Source organism: Saccharicrinis aurantiacus (assembly GCF_001660705.2).
Taxonomy (GTDB): domain Bacteria; phylum Bacteroidota; class Bacteroidia; order Bacteroidales; family Marinilabiliaceae; genus Saccharicrinis; species Saccharicrinis aurantiacus.
The window spans coordinates 105860-126536 of the sequence record NZ_LYBV02000023.1 but is presented as its reverse complement, the minus strand read 5'-3'; the positions used below and the strand labels follow the sequence as shown (position 1 = coordinate 126536).

Annotated in this window: 16 protein-coding genes and 1 riboswitch; of the genes, 13 read left to right on the top strand and 3 right to left on the bottom strand. The window is 36.3% G+C overall.

Going from position 1 to position 20677, the window contains the following annotated elements:
• Nucleotides 1-6 precede the first annotated feature (6 nt).
• From A8B35_RS09785 to htpG, 3 genes are all read left to right on the top strand, one after another.
• Complete coding sequence (locus A8B35_RS09785) at nucleotides 7-1206, top strand: erythromycin esterase family protein (RefSeq protein ID WP_075602840.1); 1200 nt, start codon at nucleotides 7-9, stop codon at nucleotides 1204-1206.
• Between the two features lie 44 nt (nucleotides 1207-1250).
• Complete coding sequence (locus A8B35_RS09780; RefSeq protein ID WP_075602839.1) at nucleotides 1251-1928, top strand: outer membrane beta-barrel protein; 678 nt, start codon at nucleotides 1251-1253, stop codon at nucleotides 1926-1928.
• 444 nt (nucleotides 1929-2372) lie between these two features.
• A complete protein-coding gene (gene htpG, locus A8B35_RS09775) occupies nucleotides 2373-4430 on the top strand; it encodes a molecular chaperone HtpG (RefSeq protein WP_075602838.1) in 2058 nt (685 codons plus the stop codon).
• 169 nt (nucleotides 4431-4599) lie between these two features.
• Here the strand turns inward: htpG and A8B35_RS09770 are convergent, their stop codons facing one another.
• From A8B35_RS09770 to A8B35_RS09760, 3 genes are all read right to left on the bottom strand, one after another.
• Nucleotides 4600-5199 (bottom strand): hypothetical protein, encoded by a 600-nt coding sequence (locus A8B35_RS09770; protein WP_075602837.1) that lies wholly within the window; start codon nucleotides 5197-5199, stop codon nucleotides 4600-4602.
• A 64-nt stretch (nucleotides 5200-5263) separates the two neighbouring features.
• On the bottom strand, nucleotides 5264-5773 hold the full coding sequence (locus A8B35_RS09765) for a hypothetical protein (protein WP_139314859.1): 510 nt from the start codon (nucleotides 5771-5773) through the stop codon (nucleotides 5264-5266).
• A gap of 61 nt (nucleotides 5774-5834) precedes the next feature.
• Nucleotides 5835-6113, bottom strand: coding sequence for a TRL-like family protein (locus A8B35_RS09760; protein WP_075602835.1), 279 nt, complete (start codon nucleotides 6111-6113; stop codon nucleotides 5835-5837).
• Nucleotides 6114-6469: 356 nt separating this feature from the next.
• Here A8B35_RS09760 and A8B35_RS09755 point away from each other — a divergent pair, with 356 nt between their 5' ends.
• From A8B35_RS09755 to A8B35_RS09710, 10 genes are all read left to right on the top strand, one after another.
• Entirely contained in the window at nucleotides 6470-6772 is a 303-nt protein-coding gene (locus A8B35_RS09755; protein WP_075602834.1) for a hypothetical protein, read from the top strand.
• Entirely contained in the window at nucleotides 6753-6890 is a 138-nt protein-coding gene (locus A8B35_RS23305; RefSeq protein ID WP_171973185.1) for a hypothetical protein, read from the top strand. The genes A8B35_RS09755 and A8B35_RS23305 overlap by 20 nt, the downstream gene beginning before the upstream one ends.
• A 467-nt stretch (nucleotides 6891-7357) precedes the next feature.
• Nucleotides 7358-8935, top strand: coding sequence for an SEC-C metal-binding domain-containing protein (locus A8B35_RS23815; protein WP_171973184.1), 1578 nt, complete (start codon nucleotides 7358-7360; stop codon nucleotides 8933-8935).
• Between the two features lie 455 nt (nucleotides 8936-9390).
• A riboswitch (TPP riboswitch) is annotated at nucleotides 9391-9479 on the top strand.
• Between the two features lie 63 nt (nucleotides 9480-9542).
• Nucleotides 9543-11354 (top strand): phosphomethylpyrimidine synthase ThiC, encoded by a 1812-nt coding sequence (thiC, locus tag A8B35_RS09740; protein ID WP_075602833.1) that lies wholly within the window; start codon nucleotides 9543-9545, stop codon nucleotides 11352-11354.
• A gap of 119 nt (nucleotides 11355-11473) precedes the next feature.
• Nucleotides 11474-12592 (top strand): 2-iminoacetate synthase ThiH, encoded by a 1119-nt coding sequence (gene thiH / locus A8B35_RS09735; protein WP_075602832.1) that lies wholly within the window; start codon nucleotides 11474-11476, stop codon nucleotides 12590-12592.
• Between the two features lie 124 nt (nucleotides 12593-12716).
• Nucleotides 12717-14744, top strand: a complete 2028-nt coding sequence (pulA, locus tag A8B35_RS09730; protein WP_075602831.1) for a type I pullulanase — start codon at nucleotides 12717-12719, stop codon at nucleotides 14742-14744.
• A gap of 222 nt (nucleotides 14745-14966) precedes the next feature.
• Entirely contained in the window at nucleotides 14967-16463 is a 1497-nt protein-coding gene (locus A8B35_RS09725) for a T9SS type A sorting domain-containing protein (protein ID WP_075602830.1), read from the top strand.
• A gap of 209 nt (nucleotides 16464-16672) precedes the next feature.
• On the top strand, nucleotides 16673-17248 hold the full coding sequence (locus A8B35_RS09720) for a uracil-DNA glycosylase family protein (RefSeq protein WP_075602829.1): 576 nt from the start codon (nucleotides 16673-16675) through the stop codon (nucleotides 17246-17248).
• A 142-nt stretch (nucleotides 17249-17390) separates the two neighbouring features.
• Nucleotides 17391-19823 carry a DUF4982 domain-containing protein gene (locus tag A8B35_RS09715; protein ID WP_075602828.1) on the top strand — a complete coding sequence of 811 codons (2433 nt, stop codon included), beginning with the start codon at nucleotides 17391-17393 and terminating at the stop codon, nucleotides 19821-19823.
• Nucleotides 19824-20070: 247 nt separating this feature from the next.
• Nucleotides 20071-20580 (top strand): hypothetical protein, encoded by a 510-nt coding sequence (locus tag A8B35_RS09710; RefSeq protein ID WP_075602827.1) that lies wholly within the window; start codon nucleotides 20071-20073, stop codon nucleotides 20578-20580.
• Nucleotides 20581-20677: the final 97 nt, after the last annotated feature.

Here is a 20677-nt window from a genome sequence, read left to right as displayed (position 1 = left end):
AGAACCATGATCTACCATAAATGTCTACAATTAACAATTCTATTACTAGTATTCTTATCGCATAATAGCAATGCGCAACCTCAAAATATAAAGACTTATTTAGAGGCCAATGTAAGTTCAATATCAGACTCAGATCATGATTCTCGTTTTAAACATATTAAAGAATCTATTGGAGATGCCCGTGTTGTGCTATTGGGAGAACAAAATCATGGCGATGGCACTACCATGCAATTTAAGACAGATTTGGTAAAGTATCTTCATGAGGAGTGTGATTTTGATCTGCTCATTTTTGAATCTAATTTTTATCCCATACAAAAACTGCGAGAAGATGACAATCCTGATTTTAATGAAGTAAAGAAATACATTTTTCCAATTTGGACTAATTGTACCCAATGTTCTGATTTATTTACATATTTAGAATCGAGCTACCAAAGTAATAAGCCACTAATTGTAAGTGCCATTGATAATCAGAAGTATTTCTATAAGTTCGACTATGTTGCAGAATTAAAAGAGCTATGCATTGAGAATAATGTACTTATACCTGATACTGCTTGGTTTTATTCGGCCATTAGAAAGTCCTTAAAGTTTGGCAACAGCAACTCAAAAGAGGAAATAAGTAAACTAATTAAATGTGTTAAGGCCTGGCATATTGAAGACAATGATTTTTTTCATCAAGAAGTTAAATGCCTATTGGCGTATTTTGAATTAAAGCAAACAGAATATAGAAAAGGTGTTAAAAAATACGAATACCATAATGTAAGGGATAGTGCAATGACTAATAATTTATTGTGGTTGTTACAAGAAAGGTATCCTAATAAAAAGGCTATTGTTTGGGCGCATAACGTTCATATATCTAAAGATGTTGAAACGTCTTTTTATTATTTTGGTACAGGCTTGCACGATGTTTTAGGTGAGGATATGTATAATATTGGTTTCACCTCATACGATGGCTTTTCTAGGTTTTCTAGTGGCAATGTAGCAACTAAAAAAAACAAGCCTAACTCAAAATCATTGGAAGCTTGGATGAAGAATAATAACCATCAAACTTCATTTATTAATTTAAGGGGTTTACCAGAAAAAAACACCAAGTTTTCGGCCAATATCATTTATGAAGTTTCAATGAAAAAGGAATGGGCAAATATTTTTGATGGTATAATTTATATTCCAACAATGGAGCCTTGCATAAAGCTTGATGAAGGAATATAAGTAGAAAAGAGAAACACGATTTTTAACTAACTTAAACTATAATAATGAGAAAAGTAATTGTATTAGTACTAATACTTGTAGCTGGTAGTATTGCGAAAGCACAAGTGATTGATAATTATGGAATCCGACTAGGGGTGGGCATAGCTAATCAGCAATGGAAGTATAAAAGTGATATGTTTGGTGATTTAACAGATTGGAAGGATAATTACACTGGTTTTTCGGTTTATGCCAATGTTGAGAAGCAGTTTAATAAGTTTATAGCACTCCGACCTGAAATAGGCTATGCACAGAAAGGCTTTAACGAAAGCCTTCAAATTTTGACAGATGAGGCTGATCCTGTATTTTCTGATACAAAGCAGAACCTAGTGCTTCATAATATTGTGCTAAATTTAGCAGGTAAGTTTACTCCAATTGAGACTACTTTTAAACCTTATTTACTACTAGGTTTACGAAGTGATTTTCTAATAGCATATAACGATGTTCAGGTGGGGCAAGGTGAGAATTCTATTGGCATTTATAAAGAGATTGTTGATGAGTATAAGAGTACATTACTGAGTGGAATATTAGGCCTTGGCTTTGATTACAAAGAGTTGGTTTATATCGAATTTGAGTATTGTCCGCCATTTAGTAGTATTTATGATAATAGTGCTTTATCCATTAGCGATAAGTTTTATGAGTTTACCGTTGGCGTAAATATCAATAGCTTGTTTGCTAAGCAGTAGATTGTTTTTGAATTTTTAATGCGGCTCGTATTCGCGAAGCATGAAGCGATCTCAAGGCGCCTTGAGGTGGCCGCGTTCCTCGCCATGACGAGGTGCAAAGATGTAGTGCATGGGTGCAGCAGGGATAGCAACGGCAATAAAGCTTTTGTTTTGCCACGATGCAGGGAGAGTGGAGGCGACCATAGGAGCCCCCGCAACGACCATGCAGCGTTTGCAAAAACGGAAGCTTTATTATAGTGTATAGCCCGTTTGTCTGCCCAAATAATAGAAAGTTTATATTGTGATTTGTGGGAGAGGTGAAAGCTTGTCAGAACAAAGGGTGTTGGCTTGAAGATGTGTCAGTCTGATGGCAGTAAAACTGCCTTTGTGGCATGGGAAATGACTTGGCACAGGCTTTGATAAACTGAGTGAAGAAATTGTTTTATCAATATAAACTAAAATATTATGTCAAAAGGTAATATTGGGGTTACTACCGAGAATATATTCCCCATCATTAAGAAGTTTTTATACTCAGATCACGAGATCTTTTTACGTGAGTTAGTTTCGAATGCTGTTGATGCATCGCAAAAAATGAAAACGCTATCGAGCGTTGGTGAGTTTAACGGTGAACTAGGCGAATTAAAAGTTTCGATTAGTATTGATGAAAAGGCTAAAACGCTTACAATCTCTGATAGAGGTGTGGGTATGACGGCTGAAGAAATTGAGAAATACATTAATCAGATTGCTTTTTCAGGAGCTGAGGAGTTTGTTGATAAATATAAGGATGATGCAAACGCTATTATCGGTCACTTTGGTTTAGGTTTTTACTCATCGTTTATGGTGGCTAAAAAGGTAAACATTATTACACAGTCGCATAAAGATGGTGCTAAAGCTGTTAAATGGACTTGTGATGGTAGCCCTGAGTACACGCTTGAAGAGGTTGAGAAAGAGGATAGAGGTACTGATATTGTGCTTCATATTGATGAGGAGAACGAAAACTTCTTGCAAAAAGCAGAGATTACTACTTTATTAAATAAGTATTGTAAGTTTTTACCTGTACCAGTTGTTTTTGGAAACAAAACTGAGTGGAAAGATGGTAAAGAAGAAGAGACTGCTGAAGAGAACCAAATTAACGATGTAGCTCCACTTTGGACACGTACTCCATCTGAATTAAAAGATGAGGATTACAATCAGTTCTACAAGGATTTATATCCGATGAGCGAAGATCCGATTTTTAACATTCACCTGAATGTGGATTATCCGTTTAACTTAACTGGTGTTCTTTATTTCCCAAAAATTAAGAATAACGTTGAGGTTCAAAAGAACAAAATTCAACTTTATAGCAACCAGGTATTTATTACCGATTCGGTAGAGAATATTGTGCCTGAGTTTTTAACGCTTTTACATGGTGTTATTGATTCGCCAGATATTCCGTTGAACGTTTCTCGTTCTTACCTTCAGGCTGATGGTAATGTGAAGAAGATTTCGAACCACATTACTAAAAAAGTAGCGGATCGTTTGGCTGAAATTTTTAAAGCTGATAGAGCTGATTTTGAAGCCAAGTGGGACTCGTTAAAATTATTTATTGGTTACGGAATGCTTACTGAGGAGAAATTCTACGATAAAGCACAGAAGTTCTCTTTATTTAAAAATGCCGATGGTAAGTACTTTACTTTTGATGAGTACAAAGATATTATTAAGGAAAACCAAACGGATAAAGACGATCAGTTAGTATACTTATACACAACTAATGTTGAGGAGCAACATAGCTTTATTGAGGCTGCTAAAAACAAAGGTTACGATGTGTTGGTAATGGATGGTCAGCTTGACAATCACTTTGTGAATCACTTGGAGCAAAAGTTTGAGAAATCCCGTTTTGTTCGTGTAGATAGTGATGTTGCTGAAAAATTAATACCAAAAGAATCTACTTTAGAGTCGCAACTTTCTGCTGGCGATAAAGACGATTTAACTTCAGTATTCTCTGCACAAGTGCCTAATGGCGATAAAATGAACTTTATTGTTGCTTTTGAAGCAATGGGTAAAGATTCTAGTCCGGCTATTATTACGCAGCAAGAGTTTATGCGTCGTATGAAAGAGATGAGCGCTATGCAAGGTGGCGGTGGAATGAATTTCTACGGCGAAATGCCAGATAGCTACCAGTTAGTTGTGAACGAAAATCATCCAATTGTTGAGCGTATTTTAGCTGATAAAAATGAAGCTGTAGGTAAAGAAGCTGATAGTTTACGTAGCAAAATTGAGAGCTTAAATGGTAAACGTCAAGAGCTTGAAAAAGCTAAAGAGGGTAAAAAAGAAGAAGAGATTGAGCAAGCTCAGAAAGATGAGTTAGCGGATGTTGACAAGAAAATTAGCGAGTTAAATACTAAGAAAACAGAGGTTTTGAGTAAGTTTAGCACTGATAATAAATTGGTATCGCAATTAATTGACTTGGCGCTTTTATCAAACAACATGCTTAAGGGTGAGGCCTTAACTAAGTTTGTAAAACGTAGCATCGATTTAATTTAAATAGTTTGTTCTTATTCGCCTTAATGGCGATATAGAATTAAGATAATAAAAGTAGAACGCCTCAAGTTAATTCTTGAGGCGTTCTTTTTTACTTTTAGTTTTTCTTATAATGCTTTTTTACTACATAGTATAAAATAAAGTGTAGCTTATTGCCAAGGATTAAGTATACTTAAAAAGCCATTTCAAATGTAGAATTTAGCCACATGTCTTTCATTACTTTTTCATCAGTAGCATTATTGTAATTCAGGTATACGGCAAAATCATAACCATTAATCCATTGCGTGTATATTTCTTGGTGTAAAATGATATCACCATCTAAATTGTACAAAATAGTATGGAATACTTCAAAATCTAAATTATTGATAGGCGTTTTATACGAGGAGGTATCTACCTTAATACCCTGTTCGGTATAGGTGTTGTAAATAATAGTTTTAAGTTCGCTTAGATTATCTTCCCACTCGTTTGTATAACGTGGGGTAAACTCTTCAGAGGTTGATAAGAAGGTGTTGAACTCATCTTTCTGAAAGCCAATTAAATGTTTTAGATCACTAGTATTAAATTTACCTTGTACTTCTTCAATGGCAGCTTTGCCATTTTGTTCTATTTTATCAGTCTGAATAATAGTCCAATTTTTGGGTATTTCTATTGCCCAACCTAAATCGCTGTTTGAGTATAAATGATCTACAATTTTATCGTTATTCTCTGCCTTTTTTTGTTTACACGAAATAAATAAAATCACTGCGATTGCAATAATGGATATGTTTCTCATTTGTATGTTTTTTGGGGATAATAGAAAAGAGGGGGTAGGGTTCAGTATGTTACGATAATTGTGCTTATAATATTGAGAATAACTCGTCGTTAACTTTGTTAATTTTTTTACCTTTTTTCTTTGGGTGAGTTACAAACTTTTTATTTCGGGTGTATATGGTGATGGTCCAGTCTCCATCAGCAAAAAGTTCAGGATATAGATTGTATTGCGTTTTGCAAGTGTAACGTGATTCGATACTTTTTTTGTATTTATCGATAAAAAGAAGCTGAAGATCAGTTGAGCATAATATTACATTACTGTTGGCAATTGTGATGCTATCAATTGATTTAATTTTTTGACCGGATAAAACTGATAGGTTAATGTTAACGGATTGCTCAGGAACGAAAGTAAAATCAATGTTCAATTGATCTTTGGTAGTATTCTCAACAAATATTAGAGGTTTTATAAAATACTGAATGAGGCCTTGATCTTTATAGAAAGAAACATATGTTTTAGCATTTGATTGCGAATTACATACAAAACTTATTGCTGCTAGTAATATACATAATATAATTCTACTATTGATTATTTTCATTTCATATAATGTGTTATATAAACCCAGTAATGCAGATTTATATGCATTACTGGGCATTAAATTATTCTCCTGAAACAATAGTTTCAAATGTTTGGTAAATACCTAAAACATTTGTGTGCTTTTGGTCAACAGTTGAAATAGTTTTAATACCACCAGCTTTTGCAGCTTTAGAAATACTAGCATCTTGTCCGAAAGATAAACCAATAATCATTGTTGCTTTTGATGTACCAACTTTAGATCCTGTTGGGTTGCTTGTTGTAGCTACAGGCATAGTCATTGTACAGCTTGATAATAACGCAGCTCCAATAAATGCTGCAGCTAGAGATTTAAATTTTTTCATTTTTCAAAAAATATAAAGTTAAGATCCTACTCTTAAGGTTTTTCGGATACACCCGTTTTTAAAGTGAGACTGCTTCACTATGTTAAGTATTTAATAATAATGGGCACAATAGTAAATAAAAATTATGGAACGGACAAGCCTTAAAATTAGTGTTTTGATCAGTTGCTTAATGTAAATACTTCGGATAAAGTATATAACATATTATTGTGTTTGGTTTTAAATAGTTAACCCCTTTTGGGGGTTTGTAGTTCTGTGAAATTAGCTTGCTTTTTTTACAGGAATGAATGAATTTATCATGTTAAATAACGATGTGTTGCTTGCAGCTACCGATTATTTTAAACCCTTAAAACGGATTTTTGTTAAAAGCAGCTTTCATAACTACTATTATTGCATCCAGTATTGCTAGTACTGAATATTTAGTTCAGGATGAAGATGGAAATGAGCTTGCATCAGGTGGTTTATTTATGAGTAAAGAGAATGCTCGTGCAATGGGCGAGGTTTCAGATGCGCAATTTAATGCAGTAAAAAAACTAAAAGAAGCAGCTAAGTTGAATAGTGCAGCTAAGTCTACAAAAGATCACGTATACTTCCTTAAAGGATCTAAAACCGATAATGGCGATGAAATGGCTATTATTAAGGTTGAAAAAAGATTCAGGTAAAGAAGTGGATAGCTTTGATTTCGGGGATGATAGAAAAGTGATTTACCAATTGGATAAACTAACCAATAGATTATACTTTTTAGATGATGATGAAATAAAAGTATTCAATCTTGAATAATTAATTCAAAGTATAAAAATATGAAAGCCGCTTGATTCAGTTCAAGCGGTTTTTTTTTATTATCGTAAACCCAAATAGCTTTATTAGTATAGGTGCTACACCTAGCATTGAGAGAAGTAAAGGAATATGAAAAGGCCCAAACATAATATCAATACTTACTGGCCAAATACTCCAAATTATAAGTGATAGTAATTGACCAATTATACCAATTCTATTTTAAATCGAGCCTTAAATTGTTAATGAGGATTTATAGCTCTTAGTTAGTTATAAGTGTTCAATTATAAATGATAAACGGCGAACTCAAGGCTTTTATACAACTTACGTATTGCATGTATTAAAAATTAGCCCTAGCAGGTATATATAAAACTAAGCAGTATTTTGGGTATGTGTTTCGTGATAATTTATAAAAGTATAATTTAGCAACAAACAATACATGTACGTTTTTTAATAAGGTAGATATTTTTAATATGAGTAAAATAGAAACAACTTATAGGATAAGCACTGACCCAAACTTTTTAGATGCGCAAAATTGTATTACGCCAGAATTATCGATAAAATTAGAGAAGTTTCATAAAATGGCATTAGGCGGTAATAGGTCTAGCGTTAAAAAAATATTGGATGCCATTGAGCAATACCCGGATAATCCACAGTTGAAAAACTACTTGTCGGTACTATACGCAAATTTGAACGAAACTAAAAAAATGTATGATACCAACAGGTGGATTATTGCAGAACATCCTGATTATTTGTTTGGGAAAATTAACCTCGCAAATGAGTATTTTTTAGAAAAAGAATACGATAAAATAAAAGATGTTTTAGGTTCAGAAATGGAGCTAAAGGCATTGTACCCAAAACGCGATACTTTTCATCTAAACGAAGTTGTTTCGTTTTACAAATTTACAGTGCTGTATTTTATTGCCATTGACGATCTTGAACAAGCCCAAATTAGGTGTGATATGATACAAGAATTGGCACCTGATTCTGACGATGCAAGGTTTGTTATGACGCAAGTACTTGTTGCAAACATGTCAGCAAGTCAAAAACGTTTTGAAGAGGAAGAAAAAACAAAAATAAAGGTAGAAACAAAAGCACAGAATATTAAAACTGTTAGTGCGGATCCAAAATTTACCCATTCTGAAATTGAATGGCTTTATTGCAATGGCTTAAATATTGAAGCCGAAAAACTAAATACCATCTTGGCTCTTCCGAGGGAAACATTAATTGCTGATATTGAATTAGTATTGCAAGACAGTATTGATAGATATGGGTATTTTAATAAGCTGGTTAATGAGAATGACTGGGACGAAGAAAAGATGAACTTTATTGTTCATGCCATTTATATTTTGGGTGAGCTGAAAGCAACAGATAGTATAGAGCATGTGTTTAAAGTATTAAGTCAATCCTATGAATATTTCGATCTTTATTTAGGCGATTTTCTTACATCAATGCTATGGGAGCCTGTTTACAAAATGGCAGCCAATAATTTGGAGGTTTGTAAGCAGTTTATGTTTAAACCAGGTATTGATACCTTTGCCCTTACTACTATGCCTGATATGGTAGAACAATTCGCATTGCATCATCCTGAAAAGCGAAATATTGCTTTAAACTGGTTTAAAGAGGTCATACAGTTTTTTCTGAATAGTAAAATAGAAGACAATGTAATTGATAGTGATGTAATTGCCCTTTTAATATGCAATGTAATTGACATAAAGGGCTCTGAATTATTGCCCGAAATAGAAATGTTATTTGAGCGTAACATGGTATCAATGGGTATATGCGGTAATTGGGAGGAAGTGTGTAAGGCTTTTAAGCGACCCGACAAATACAATAAACGAAAAGAAATTCTTCCCATTGCTGAGCGTTACATAGAAATTACCTCAACTTGGGCTTGTTATAACGAAGAAGAAGGTAACTCAGAGTTTGATTATAATGATATTTTTGAACCACCTGTGATACCCATAAGAGCTGAACCAAAGCTTGGGCGAAACGACCCTTGTAATTGTGGCAGTGGAAAAAAATATAAAAAGTGTTGTTTAAATAAATAGTAACAAGGGGGGAGCAGCAAAGCTTCCCAATAGTTATCGCGAGTTTGTAACTCGTGCCTATGCAATACAAATAAGTCACGAGCTAAAAGCTCGCGCTAGCAATGCGTAGCCAAGTATTTGCTTAATAGATAATAATTACCCAAGCTGTGTTTATCATTTATAAGTGTTCAATTATAAATGATAAACGCTTAGCGGCTTGTTTACGCTATTGCGATAATTTATAACTTATAACTTACTACGAGCTGTAAATCCTCATTAACAATTACCCCAAGTCGCCTTGAGACTGCCGCGTTCCTCGCAGTGACGCAATATCGTAAAGCGCCTCGTCATTCCGAGGCACGAAGGAATCTTAAGGCGCCAAGTAAAGCGCATTGACACCTGTCTGCCGATAGTCAGGAATAATAAAATACTTCGGTATCTTAAACATTTTCCCCTAAGCTATGTTTCCATGTAAGAATAAACTTTAGGGGTGCCGCAAGGCTGAGATGATACCCTTTAACCTGATCTGGTTAATACCAGCGTAGGGAAAAGTTACTGAGGAGCCGTGGAATATCCATGTGTTGCCCCTATGGTTTATTGAATTTGTTAATCATTAATTTAATATACAATGGCCATAGAAAAAAAGAAACCCAGCAAGGATGTGATTACCCGCACTCCTTTTCCAGCATCAAAAAAAATATATGTAAAAGGAAGGTTGCATCCTATTAAGGTTGCTATGCGCGAAATTAGCTTGAGCGATACGCAATTACTCAATAGTCATGTAAAAACACCCAATGCACCTATTGCGGTTTACGATACCAGCGGACCGTATACCGACCCTAAAAAGGATATTGACATACACCAAGGTATTGAGCGCATCCGCGAAAGCTGGATTATCGATAGGGGAGATGTGGCGCAATTGCCAGCCTTTACATCAGCCTATAGCAAAGTGCGTAATGATGATGAACGCACACACGTATTTCGTTTCGAAAACAGTAAACTACCCCTAAAAGCCAAAAAAGGCGCCAATGTAACACAGCTGCATTATGCCCGCAAAGGTATGATAACGCCCGAAATGGAATACATTGCCATACGTGAGAATCAGCGCATTCGTAATCTTGATGAGATCAACCAACATCCTGGCGAGAGCTTTGGTGCCAATACCCCAAAAGGGTTTATTACACCCGAGTTTGTGCGCGATGAGGTGGCAGCGGGTAGAGCTATTATTCCATCAAACATCAATCACCCCGAGGCAGAACCCATGATTATTGGGCGTAACTTTTTGGTGAAGATCAATGCCAATATCGGTAACTCAGAGGTGACATCAAGCATCGAAAAAGAGGTGGAGAAAGCCGTTTGGTCAACCCATTGGGGTGCCGATACCATTATGGATTTATCAACGGGCAATAACATACACGAAACACGTGAGTGGATTATCCGTAACTCGCCCGTACCTATTGGTACCGTTCCTTTGTATCAGGCCCTGGAAAAAGTAAATGGCATTGTTGAAGATTTAACTTGGGAAATTTATCGCGATACGCTGATAGAGCAAGCTGAGCAAGGGGTCGATTATTTTACCATTCATGCAGGTATATTGGCCGAGCATTTGCCGTTAACTACAAAGCGTACCACGGGTATTGTTTCGCGTGGGGGTTCTATTATGGCCAAGTGGATGATGGAGCACAAGCAGCAAAATTTCCTGTACACGCATTTTGAGGATATTTGCGATATCATGAAAGATTACGATGTATCCTTCTCTTTGGGGGATGCTTTGCGCCCTGGTAGCATTGCTGATGCCAACGATAAAGCCCAGTTTGCTGAGTTAAAAACCTTGGGTGCCTTAACTAAAATAGCATGGCAATACGATATTCAAACCATGATTGAAGGACCGGGTCATGTGCCCATGCATATGCTTAAAGAAAATATGGACTTACAATTGGCTGAGTGTGGCGAGGCTCCATTTTATACCTTAGGTCCCCTAGCTACAGATATTGCACCGGGTTACGATCATTTTACATCGGGCATTGGAGCAGCTATCATTGGCTGGTATGGTGTGGCATTGCTTTGTTACGTTACACCCAAAGAGCATCTGGGTTTACCCAATAAGCAAGATGTTAAGGATGGCGTAATTATGTATAAAATTGCCGCCCATGCTGCCGATTTAGCCAAGGGGCATCCGGGTGCGCAGCAGCGCGATAATGCACTGAGTAAGGCACGCTTTGAGTTCAGGTGGAACGATCAGTTTAACCTCTCTATCGATCCGCTTACAGCTAAGGCTTATCACGATGAAACTATGCCTTCAGATACACCACATACAACGCATTTCTGCTCAATGTGCGGACCAAAATTCTGCTCTATGAAACTGAGTCATGAGCTAAAGGATTATGGTAATACGGAATTAAAGATAGACCTTAAAAACCTAAGTCCGGTGATGCTTTAGTTTAAGTATAAAGTATAAAGACATAAGTATAAAGATGAAGGAATTACGGTATCTACATCTCGTTCTTTATACTTTTGTCTTTTGTCAAAAATCTCTCATCTCACCTCTAAATTATAATAATGGAAAACTCATTTTTACAAGTTTATAATTCCTACAATTGGAATGATGTTAAGGCAAGTATATTAGCCAAAACGGATGCTGATGTAGCACGCGCTTTGCAAAAGAAGGATTTAGATATTGAGGATTTTAAAGCTTTGGTATCTCCTGCTGCAGATCAGTATTTAGAGTCTTTGGCACAGCAAAGTCATAAAATTACCCAGAAACGTTTTGGCAAAACCATGCAGTTGTTTATTCCGCTATATCTGAGTAACGAGTGTAAAAATATTTGCACCTATTGTGGCTTAAGTATTACCAATCGCATTGCCCGCCACACCCTAAGCGAATCGCAAATATTAAAGGAAGTAAAAGCCTTAAAAGCATTGGGCTTTGATAATATATTATTGGTTTCGGGCGAATCACCAACGGCTGTTAATATTCCTTATCTGCAAAAGGTGATACAACTCATTAAGCCCTTTTTCTCAAAAATATCCATTGAGGTGCAGCCCCTTGAGCAGAATGAATATGAGTTGCTTGTTACCGAAGGTTTATATGGTGTTTATGTGTACCAAGAAACCTACCACAAGGCCAATTACAAAAAGTACCATCTTGCAGGGCAGAAATCGGACTTTAATAATCGCATTGAAACCCCCGACAGGCTTGGTAGAGCTAATATTAATACCATTGGCCTGGGTGCCTTATATGGACTAGAAGATTGGCGGACCGAGAGTTTTTTTATAGCCCTGCACTTGCAATATTTGCGCAAACAATATTGGCAAACCAAGTACTCTATATCGTTTCCACGTATTCGCCCGCACGAAGGGAGTTTTACACCTAATGTGCCCATGAGCGATAAACAACTGGCACAGGTAATTTGCGCCTACCGACTGTTTGATAACGATGTTGAATTATCCCTATCTACTCGTGAATCTGCTCATTTTCGTAATCATATTGTTAAAATGGGCGTAACCAGCATGAGCGCAGGTTCAAAAACCAATCCTGGCGGTTATGTTACCGAGAAGGATTCCCTAGAGCAGTTTCAAATATCTGATGAGCGGTCGCCACAGGAAATTGAAGGGATGCTTAACAAAATAAATTACGAAGTAGTATGGAAAGATTGGGATGTTGTTTTTACCAAATAAGAGATGTTGCTTGTATGGTTAAATATCATGATATTTCTAGTGTTTTTACTATTTAACCTTTGATTAATGATTAGTATCTTGGCATGAGTATTGATTAAAGCATGCCACATTAAAATAGAATACCATGAGACCACCACTTAGTATTGTGCTAATAATTACCACAAGTTTATTAATATCAGCCTGCTGTAACACAAAATGTAAAACTGTGCGAGAAGTTAATTACCAATCATTTTCAGACTATCCGGTATACGAGGGTAATGATTTAGGAGCTATAGTAAAAAGTGGGAAAACCTGTTTTAAACTATGGGCACCAGAGGCTAAGGAAGTAAAACTGCGTTTGTATAAAACAGGCGATGGTGATAAGTTAATTCAAACAATTAGTATGGTTGCCAGTGAGCAAGGTACCTGGTCGTATCATACCAACGAGAATTTACATGGGGTTTATTATACCTATCAAACACTTTATAATGATCAGTGGAATGATGAAGTAGCCGACATTTATGCCCGTACCTCAGGAGTTAATGGTCATAGAGGAATGGTGGTAGATTTAAATAAAACCAATCCTAAAAATTGGGAAGATGATCAAAAGCCTGCCTTAACTAATATTAACGATATCATCCTTTATGAATTGCACGTGCGCGATATTTCATCTCACAACAGTTCGGGTATTACGGATAAAGGAAAGTTTACCGGACTAGTAGAAGAAGGTACCAAAAGTCCCGATGGCTTGTTTACAGGTTTAGATCATATCAAAGATCTAGGTGTAACTCATGTACATATATTACCTGCTTTCGATTTTCATTCAGTTGATGAAGCCGGAGATTTAGATTCTCAGTTTAACTGGGGATACGATCCCGTTAATTATAATGCTCCTGAAGGTTCGTATGCATCAGACCCTTATAACGGAGAGGTGCGTATTCAAGAGTTTAAACAAATGGTGCAGGGTTTCCATAAAGCAGGGATTCGCGTTGTTATGGATGTGGTTTACAATCATACTGGACCTGGCGAAAATTCAACTTTCAACCAGTTAGTTCCTGATTATTATTACCGCCAATGGGAAGATGGGAAATGGTCTAACGCCTCAGCTTGTGGTAACGAAACAGCCTCGGATAGAGCCATGATGCGTAAGTTTATGATTGAATCAGTTGCCTATTGGGCCAATGAATATCATATTGATGGTTTCCGTTTCGATTTGATGGGGATACACGACATTGAAACCATGAACCAGATTACAGATACCTTAAAGGCCATTGATCCTTCTATATTTATTTATGGTGAAGGGTGGACTGCTACCGATTCTCCTTTAAAGGAAAAGGATAGAGCTTTAAAAGCACACGCCAAACAAATGCCCGATTTAGCCGTTTTTTCTGATGATATGCGCGATGCCATAAAAGGACACTGGTCTGATTACAAGGAAAAGGGTTTTGTAAGTGGTAAAAAAGGTTTTGAAGAGAGTGTGAAGTACGGAATTGTTGGGTCAGTACAGCACCCTGATATTGATTATAGCAAGGTAAACTATTCTAAGGAGCCTTGGGCTAATACGCCATCACAAGCCATTAATTATGTATCGTGTCACGATAATCATACCTTATATGATAAGCTGCACGAGTCTAACCCCAATGCCACTGAAGAACAAATAATGGCTATGCACCGTTTGGCCAATACAATTGTATTAACATCGCAAGGTATTCCATTTTTGCATGCAGGGGTTGAGTTCGGAAGAACCAAATTTGGTGTAGAAAACTCATACAATGCTCCTGATTCAATTAACCAAATACGTTGGGGATTAAAGGCGATAAACCACAGCCAATATGTTTATTATAGAAACCTGATTCAGATGCGAAAGAATCATCCATCCTTTAGGATGAGCAGTACCAAAGATATTCAGGACTATATTAAAATACGAAGTGATATTAAATACGATAATGTAATTGCTTATAATATTGCTGGTGAACAATTGGGTGATGAGTGGGAAGATATTTTTATCGTATTTAACGGTAAAAGCAAAAGCGTAACTTATCCATTTAATGGCGATGGCTATAAATTAATTTGCGACGGGCGAGATATTGATGAGGATGGCTTACCTGTAGACATAACAAAAGGTAAGAAGTTAATTGTGCCACCACATTCGGCAATAATCATGGTGAAATAACTAGCTAAATTAAGCTAAGATAATCCCTAGTGTAATACTTATTTTCACTAGGGATTTTTTTGTTTTATAGGTTCTTGTTCTGATAATTTTAAAGCTATGATTTACTACAGTGTATTTAATTATTACGTCTAAGTACAAGAATTATTGTGTGTTATCTAGATTTGAGAGTGCTTAATAATATAGCACGGAGTACCCTTAATATCCTTTTAACATAAATCTAAAATGAAAAAAAGAAATTTTGTATTAATGGCTTTAGGGCTGTTGATATCTATGTCTATGTGGTCTCAGAAGGAGGCCGATTTCTACAAAAGTCCTGTTAATATGGGCGTGTATAAAAACCTGGTAAAAGATTATCAGGCTAATGTAACAGATAAGAATGATGATTCCGAAGTGCTGCAACGTGCTATCGACGAGGTCAGCGCTTTGAGTAATGGTGGGCGTATTTTTTTACCAGCAGGAAAGTATTTTTTGGCCAACGTAAATTTAAAGTCAAATGTACACTTGAAAGTATCACCTGATGCCATTATTTATCCAACAGAACGTTCTGATGATAAGAACTATTTTATTCTAGGCTTGGGTGATGATGATAAGGTGGTTGAGAATGTGAGTATTATCGGTAGGGAGGGAAGCTTTAAGGTCGACCTTCGTGTTGCCAATAATAAAAATGTAACCCCATTTCGTCTTAAAAATGTAGATAATTTCCGTTTGGAGAATATTATAGTTAAAGATGATATCACAAAATTTTCGGCTATTGCATTAAGTCTGGCGGAATATAACGGAAAATATTTCTCTCCTCGTAATGGGGTTCTTAAAAATGCTAGAATTACAAATGCGCATTACGGATATGGTTTGGTTCAAGCTCAAGTAGGTTCCAATATCCTGTTTACAAATTTAAGTGGTGAGGGAGGCGTAACCTTGAGGTTAGAATCAGGTTATTCAAAACTAAATCTTCTCCAAGTTGAAGGTTTATTTGATATTTATGGCCGTGATATTTCATGTACCAATGGAAATGCAGCGCTTATGATATCGCCCCATGCCCAAAAAAATGGTTATGTAAATATTGAAGGTGTAAAGGCGGTAAGCTGCGGTTTTGCAGTACGAATAGGTCAGGGCTATACCCGTACTGCTGAAGAAGAGTTAGGGATTAAACCAGGTTGGTTTGATAGTAAGTCAATAGTAAAAACAGTAAAAGCAACTTATGGAACCGAAGCTCAATTAAAGTCGAAGCATTTTAAATATATGCCTTGTGATTTACGTAACCTTATTGCCGAGGATATTAGTCCGGATGGAGAGAGTTACCAAGGTCCGTCTATTGCAGCTGTAATTAATGCATCCGTTGGTAATGGTGAAGGATATTATAATATGAGTGTAGAGGATGTTACCTCCATCGGTTTTAAAGAGCAGGATAAAGATGTATTACTTGATACTGACGTATATGATTGTTTGAAGTCGGCAAATGCTATTTCGCCAGATTTACAGTCTGAATTGGCAGAGGATTTTAAAGTATATCCTAATCCAGCTAATGAAATTGTAAACGTTCAATTGGGCAAATATGCTGAATCAGTTACTAGTGTTTTGATTCGTTCGTCAGATGGAAAAATAGTTACAAAACAGGCTGTTAATTTAACAGAAACAGTGTCTTTAAATATTAGTGACCTTGAAACTGGTATCTATTTTATAGAGGCTGGTACTTGTGTTAAAAAATTAGTTGTACAATAAATAAGTTAAACATAACAAAGGATATTAAGGTTAAGTTATTATAAGTGTTAAACTAAAGGGAATATCGTTTTATATGATATTCCCTTTTTTTATAAGTATATTATAAGGCACCGCATTGTGCTTTTTTTTATCTAACTACATTGGTGAAGAAAATAAAAAGGCAATATCAATTAACCTGTTCTTTTGGTGTAAACTTAAGTAGTAAGGGTATGAAATCTCTATTAGTGGAAATTAAAAACTGTACAATCTGCAATGAGTATTTGCCATTAGGCCCAAGGCCAGTTGTAAGTGCCAACCCAAACAGTAAAATTGTTATTATTGGGCAGGCCCCCGGTTTAGCAGTGCATAATTCAGGTATACCATGGGATGATAAAAGTGGTGAAAACCTAAGAGATTGGATGGGCATTGATAAGTTTAGCTTCTATAATTCTTCTAATATTGCGATCATTCCAATGGGATTTTGTTATCCCGGAAAAGGTAAATCGGGAGATAAACCACCCATGAAGCAATGTGCGCCTCAGTGGCACCAGAAATTATTGAGCGCTATAAAAAATCCTGAACTTATTCTGTTAATTGGCAAGTATGCCCAAGACTATTATTTGGGAAATAATGCAAAGGAGAACCTGACTAAAACGGTTTTAAGTTATCAGGAGTACCTACCAAAATATTTTGTCCTTCCGCATCCATCACCGCGTAATAATATATGGCAGGCTAAAAATGATTGGTTTGCTAAAAATGTTTTACCCTCTTTAAAACATCGAGTTGCTGAAATTTTAAACGAATAAAACACAAATCTGATTTTCAGGAGTGATATTATAGAATAACAATGCCGTTTTTACCCATAGCTTTATATTATTTACCCACAGATATTTTTTGCAGTTCCCCTTTGAGCATCTTTGCTAATAGAAACAAACAAAACTAAAATAGATGAAGAGAATTATATTCGCACTACTTTGTGTGCTTGCGTTTATTGGTGTAGAGGCTCAGACTAATGGAGAACGAACCATTATTACCTTAGAGGATAACTGGAAATTTAGTAAGGGAGATATTGCTGAGGCCCAACAGGTAGATTTCAATGATAGAAAATGGGAAACGGTTACCGTACCTCATGATTGGGCCATATATGGTCCGTTTGATAAGGAAATTGATAAACAAACAGTCCGTATTACTCAGAATATGGAGAAGAAGGCTACAGAGAAATATGGAAGAACAGGGGCTTTACCGCACATAGGAACGGCTTGGTATCGTAAAACTTTTACAGCACCAGCATATAAAAAAGGTAAAGAGGCTTTGTTGGTATTTGATGGCGCCATGAGTCAGGCCCAGGTATATGTAAATGGTCAAAGAGTAGGAGAGCGTCCTTATGGATACAGCTATTTCTATTTTAATATTTCGGAATATCTAAAGGAAGGTGAGGAGAATACATTAGCCGTTCGATTGCATAACGATCCTTATTCATCGCGTTGGTATCCCGGAGCAGGTATCTACCGAAAGGTACAGCTTATAGTAAAAGATGAAGTCAGTTTTAAGCAATGGGGAACGTTTATTACAACGCCTTATATAACAAATGATGTTGCTAAAGTAAATGTAAAATCTGCTGTTCAGGGGGATAACCTTAGCATTGAAACTGAAATTGTGGATGCAAGGGGCAAAATATGGGCAACTAAGAAATCAAGTGAACGCTATGGCAATGAGATAGAGTTTGATGTTGCATTACCAAAACCTAGCTTGTGGAGCCCAGAAGCTCCGAACCTATATTATGCCAATTTAAAGTTATATCAAGGCGATGAACTAAAAGATGTGCAGCGTATTCAGTTTGGTGTGCGCACCATTAAATATAGTGCTGAAAAAGGTTTTGAGCTAAATGGCAAAGTAACCAAGTTTAAAGGGGTGTGCCTTCACCACGATTTAGGACCAATCGGGGCAGCTATTAATGTATCCGCATTGCGCCGTCAGTTGGTAATTTTAAAAGATATGGGCTGTAATGCCATCCGATCTGCACACAATATGCCATCTATGGAGCAACTTGAATTATGCGATGAGATGGGTTTCTTATTTTTGGCAGAGAGTTTTGATGAGTGGGCTAAACCTAAAGTAGAGAATGGTTATAATCGCTTTTTTGATGAATGGGCTGAGGCCGATGTGGTGAATCTTGTGAGAGCTACTCGCAATCATCCATGCATTGTTATGTGGAGTTCGGGTAATGAGGTGCCAGATCAGCACGGAAGTATTGGTGTAAAACGTGCCAAGTGGTTACAAGATATTTTCCATCGCGAAGATCCAACTCGCCCAGTTACGGTAGGTATGGACCAAGTAAAAGCAGTTATGGAAAGTGGATTTGGTTCAATCACTGATGTCCCAGGCTTAAATTACCGCGTTCATTTATATGAAGAGGCCTACGATAAATTCCCGCAAGGTTTTCTTTTAGGCTCAGAAACGGCATCCACCATTAGTTCACGTGGGGTTTATAAATTCCCGCTTGAATTCACTAACATGAAACGTTATAAAGATGGACAGTGTTGTTCATACGATTTTGGTAGATGTAATTGGAGTAACGTTCCTGATGATGATTTTGTATTGCAAGATGACAAAGATTGGGTTATTGGAGAATTTGTTTGGACAGGTTTTGATTATTTAGGTGAACCAACTCCATACGACCGTCAATGGCCTTCGCGCAGTTCGTATTTTGGTATTTGCGATTTAGGTGGTTTGCCAAAGGATAGATTTTATTTATATCGAAGCCGTTGGAATACTGAGGATGAAACCCTTCACTTATTACCGCATTGGAATTGGGAAGGTAGAGAAGGGGAAACAACGCCTGTATTTGCTTACACCAGTTATGATAGTGCCGAATTATTTGTTAACGGTAAAAGCCAAGGGATTAGAAAAAAGAACAAGGAGAGCAATCAAACACGTTATCGATTAATGTGGATGGACGTGAAATATGAGCCAGGAACTATTAAAGTTGTGGCTTACGATGAAAATGGTAAAGCTGCTGCTGAAAAAGAAATCAATACAGCAGGTAAACCACATCAAATCAGATTGTCTGCTGATAGAGAAACCATAAAGGCCGACGGAAAAGAGTTGAGTTACGTAACGGTTTCAGTGCTTGATAAAGATGGAAATTTATGTCCAACAGCTAATAGTCAGTTAAACTTTAAAGTAAAAGGAGCTGGTAGCTATCGTGCCGCATGTAATGGTGATGCGACTTCATTAGAGCTATTTCACAATCCATCAATGAAGGCATTTAGCGGACAGCTGGTTGTTTTGGTGCAGGCAGGTACTAAACCCGGTGATATAACATTAGAAGTTAGTTGTAAAGGTTTGATAAAGAACTCATGCCAGATTGTTGCTGAATAATTTAACATAAAAGTCTATTAGTATTTGTTACTAGTAGACTTTTGTTTTTTATAGAAAACTAGAAAATAGAGGAAGATTATATGGTAGTTCTGTGTAGTGTGCTGATAATTAACCATCATAGAGTCATGTAAGTGTAAATAATATTCATCATAATGAAAATGACTTTAGTGTATAGATTATGGGCATTAATCAAATCAATGTATACATTATCAGGCGTTTGCGTATTAGAATATAAAACGTGTAAATTATGAAACATATATTATTATTTCTATTCTGTGTGTCAGCCACAATAGTTAGTGCACAGTTTTCATATTTAAATGATGTTCAGTTAGAAAGCGCAGCGGATTATTCAGAGTACACAGAAACAGTTTACGACTGCTGCGATTACTTATTATTAACACCATTTAGTAAAAAGGATAGTGAACGTATAGCAGCAACTAATTTTATTGAACGTTGGGTAAAAGGAGCTCCTAATAGTTCTTATAAAGTGAGTGAAAATATTCAATCATTAACTGATAATAGAACTGAATTATTAGGTTTATACTTTACATGTATTGCAAAAGAATTGGTTGAAGGAAATGCAGATAATAGTTTACAGGCCGAAGAAAAGGCAATTACATCATTTCTGGATTATTGCACCAACCCGATGAATAAACTAAAGTTAACTAAAGAAATAAAAGAACTCGCTCAGTTGAATAAAGCAGGAGAGTTAAATTCACTGTCAACATATTATAATGCGAAGAATAAAACGAATTAAAGTAATTCTCGCATTGTAGTTTTTTATGCGAGTATATTGGGGAAGAAGAGAGTGTGAAGAGTTTGCTTTAAAGCAAACTCTTTTTTATGCTTAATAT